We start from the raw sequence: 3,516 nt of genomic DNA, 5'->3' as shown, positions 1-3,516 counted from the left end.
TCGCCCGAGCTGCGGGACGTGCTGCGGGCCATGGTGCTCGACGGGCTCACGGTCACCGAGGCGGCCGTGGTCCTGGGGGTGCCGGAGGGAACGGTGAAGACCCGCGCGCGCCGTGCGCGGATCGCGATGCGGGAGGCGCTGTCGTGACACACCCGAGCGACGAGCTGGTCCGCGCCTACGCGGCCGGGCTGGAGCTGGCCGACGACCGGCTGTGGGCGGTCGAGGGGCACCTGGAGCGGTGCGGGCACTGCCGGGGCAGGCTCGCCGGCGCCGCCCCGCCCCTTCCGCTGCTGGACGCGGTGTGGGCGGGCGTCGAACCGCGATTGGGTGCGCCGGTCCGGCGGCGCCGCCCGGTCCGGCGGGCGGTCACCGCGTGGCTCACGCCGGTGATGGCGCCGTGGCTGGTCGTGGTCGCGCTGCTGGTGGTCGGCGTGGTCGTGGCGGACCTGCTGCTCGGCGGGCCGTCCGCGCTGCGGACCCCCTGGGTGCAGCTGCTCGCGCCGGTGCTGCCGGTGCTCGGCGTCGCGGTGTCCTGGTCGCGCGGGCTCGACCCGGCCTACGAGGCGGTGGCCGCGACCCCCAGGTCCGGGCTGAACCTGGTGCTGCGCCGCACCGCCGCCGTGCTCGGCGTCCTGGCCCCGCTGCTGGGCGCCGGGAGCTGGGTGACCGGCGCGTCGGTGGTGCTGTGGCTGCTGCCGTGCCTTGCGCTGACCACCAGCGCGCTCGCGCTGGGCAGCGTGATCGGCGTGCTGCCCGCCGCGCTCGCGCTCGGCGGGACGTGGGCCGCGCTGGTGGTCCTGCCGCACGCCGCCGAGGCCGCGCCGCTGGACGTCTTCACGGGCGCGCTGCCCGTCTGGGGCGCCGTGCTGCTGCTCGCCTCGGTGGTCGTGGTGCTGCGGCGCGGCCGGTTCGACCAGCTGGGCGCGCACCGCTAACCACCCGCCACGCCCCGCGGTCGGGGCGCGGCTATCCGGAAAACCTTCCGGGACAAGACCTTCTCGACGCGGAACAACCGGGGAAGTCCGATGAGGAACGTCCAATGAGGAGCGACATGCGAGCAGTGGGGGCCGACGAGGTCTCACCCACCGCCTACGCCTGGGAGATCCAGGCCAAGGGGCTGGTGGTGCGGGTCGGGCGCAAGAAGAACGCCGTCGACGGGCTCGACCTGGAGCTGGGCAAGGGGGTGCACGGGCTGCTCGGGCCCAACGGCGCGGGCAAGACCACGCTGATCCGCACCCTCGCCACCGTGCTGCGGCCCACCTCCGGCGAGCTGTCGGTGCTGGGCGAGCGGGTCGACGGGCTGGGCGGGCGGCGCGCGCTGCGGCGCAGGCTCGGCTACCTGCCGCAGGACTTCGGCTACTACAAGCGGTTCACGGTGCGCGAGTTCGTCGAGTACCTGGCCTGGCTCAAGGAGGTCCCGGCCGCCGAGATCCCCGGAGCCGTGCAGCGCGCCGTGGAGCGGGTCGGGCTCGCCGACCGGGCCGACGACAAGATGAAGACGCTGTCCGGCGGCATGGTGCGCCGCGTCGGGGTCGCGCAGGCCATCGTCAACGACCCCGCCGTGCTGCTGCTCGACGAGCCCACGGCGGGACTGGACCCGGCGCAGCGCGTGCGGTTCCGCGAGCTGGTGGCGGAGCTGGGGCGGGAGACCTGCGTGCTGATCTCCACGCACCTGGTGGAGGACGTCGCCGCAGCCTGCACCGACGTGGTGCTGATCGCGAGCGGGTCGCTCGTGTTCCAGGGCACCCCGGCCGAGGTCGCGGGGGCCGGGACGCCCGACCACGTCGGCGACAGCCCGATCGAGCGCGGCTACTCCGCGCTGCTGGGCCAGGAGCCGGGCAAGGGGGGCTGGTGATGCGCGCGCTGAGGATCGAGCTGCGGCGCTCCGTCGCGCCGTGGGCCGGGCTGCTGGTGCTGCTCCTGCCGCTGCCCCTGCTGCTCCTGCTGTCCGGCCCGTGGAGCCACGACCCGGCCGACTGGGGCAGCAGCACCACCACGGCCGTCCTGTGGCTGCGCTGGTTCCTCGTCTTCTGCTGGCCCGTCGCCCTCGGCGCGGGCGCCGTCCAGGGGATGCGCGACCGGCGGTCCGGCATGACCGAGCTGCTGGGGAGCACGCCCCGACCGGTCGGGCAGCGGACCGGCGCGCTGGCCGCCGCGCTCGCGGTGTGCCTGGTCGTCGGGTTCGGCGCGCTGGCGGTGGTGGGCGTGGTGAACGTGCTGCTGGGCGGCGGGTACACCTCGGCGGCGTTCCTGCCCGCGCTGGTGGTCGGGGCGCTCGCGGTGGTCGCGGGCGGGGTGCTCGGCCTGGCCGTCGGGCGCATGGCCCCGCACCCGCTGGTCGCGCCCGCCGCGGCGGTGCTCTCGCTGGTGCTGCTGACGCTGGCCGGCACCGGGCTGGCCGAGGCGCGGGTCCCCTCGTTCGCGACGCGGCTGGCCTACCTCACGGCCGTGATCGGCGACCCGCGCGGCACGATGGTGACCACCACGTGGTCGTTCGACCTCGTGCAGGCCGCCTGGTTCGCCGGGCTCGCGGCGACCGGCGTGCTGCTGCTGGCCGCGAGGTCCCCGCGCGCCAAGCTGATCGCCGCCGCCCCCGCGCTGCTCGCCGCCGCCGTCGCGGCGCCGCTGCTGCCCGCGAGGCCCGCCGACGCGTTCACCACCGACACCGCCGCCGCCGAACTGGTGTGCGACGGGCCGGTGTGCGTCTCCCGGATGCACGCCGACCGGCTGCCGGTGCTCGCCGAGGCCGGGCGCGAGGCGCTGCGGCTGCTCTCCCGGCTGCCGGACGCGCCGACCAGGGTCGTGGAGGACCCCACCCCGCAGTGGTCGGACCAGGTTCCCGAGCGGTCGGCGGACGTGGTGCGGATCAACTACCAGATGGACTCCGGGCTGCTGGAGGCCGACGTCACGCGCACCCGCGACGAGCTGCTGGCGGGCGCCGGGGTGCCCCGCTGCCACGCCGCCAACGAGGGCGGCACCGACGAGCCGATCATCTCGGCGCTGACCGTCGCGCACCTCACCGGGGCCGACCGGCCGCCCGCCGACTACCCCGGCCACTTCGCCGGGATGGAGTCCGTGGTCGACTCCGCGTGGCACAGGTTCCGCTCGCACCCGGAGGACGTGCGGGAGCAGCGGGTCGTGGCGACCAGGAAGGCGCTGCTCGCCTGCGAGGGGACCGCGCTGGACGTCCTGCTGCCGGAGGGCGCGCGATGAGGTGGGCTGTGCTGTACGCCCGCTCCAGGTCGGCGCCGTCCGCGTTCGGCGGGCTGCTGCTGGCGATCGCGGGGCTGTGGGCGGTGGCGGGCACGGCGTGGACGCCGATGCTGACCACGCTCGCCTGCGTCTCCGGGGTCTCGATCGCCGCGATCGGGCTGAGCGGGCAGGACCCGGCGCTCGACCGCACGGCCGCGCTGCCGTGGCCGGTGCGCAGGCTCGCCCACCTGCTGCTGATCGGCGTGGTCGCCACCGGCGCCCTGCTGGTGGCGCAGCGGCTCGGGCAGTCCGCGGTGGACCCGT

At 76.3% G+C, this 3,516-nt stretch carries 4 protein-coding genes and 1 pseudogene; all 5 read left to right on the top strand.

The genetic code is table 11. The features are described 5' to 3' along the window. On the top strand, window positions 1-147 hold a 147-nt coding region (locus ACTUAL_RS06610), incomplete at its 5' end, for a sigma factor-like helix-turn-helix DNA-binding protein (RefSeq protein WP_440899624.1). After that, a complete protein-coding gene (locus ACTUAL_RS06605) occupies window positions 144-935 on the top strand; it encodes a zf-HC2 domain-containing protein (RefSeq protein WP_440899623.1) in 792 nt (263 codons plus the stop codon). The genes ACTUAL_RS06610 and ACTUAL_RS06605, both read left to right, overlap by 4 nt. Before the next feature lie 116 nt (window positions 936-1,051). Continuing rightward, entirely contained in the window at window positions 1,052-1,855 is an 804-nt protein-coding gene (locus ACTUAL_RS06600) for an ABC transporter ATP-binding protein (protein WP_440899622.1), read from the top strand. Continuing rightward, on the top strand, window positions 1,855-3,213 hold the full coding sequence (locus ACTUAL_RS06595) for a hypothetical protein (RefSeq protein ID WP_440899621.1): 1,359 nt from the start codon (window positions 1,855-1,857) through the stop codon (window positions 3,211-3,213). The genes ACTUAL_RS06600 and ACTUAL_RS06595 overlap by 1 nt, the downstream gene beginning before the upstream one ends. Next, window positions 3,210-3,516 (top strand): annotated as a pseudogene (locus tag ACTUAL_RS06590) (hypothetical protein); the annotation flags it as partial. The gene ACTUAL_RS06595 and the pseudogene ACTUAL_RS06590, both read left to right, overlap by 4 nt.

The sequence above is a fragment of the Actinosynnema sp. genome (assembly GCF_052038725.1).
This window is presented reverse-complemented; position numbering and strand designations above follow the sequence as displayed.

Excerpts from the sequence above, each read along its gene's own strand:
- ACTUAL_RS06595 (WP_440899621.1), top strand. The coding sequence starts at position 1,855 with ATGCGCGCGCTGAGGATCGAGCTGCGGCGCTCCGTCGCGCCGTGGGCC.
- ACTUAL_RS06600 (WP_440899622.1), top strand. The coding sequence starts at position 1,052 with ATGCGAGCAGTGGGGGCCGACGAGGTCTCACCCACCGCCTACGCCTGG.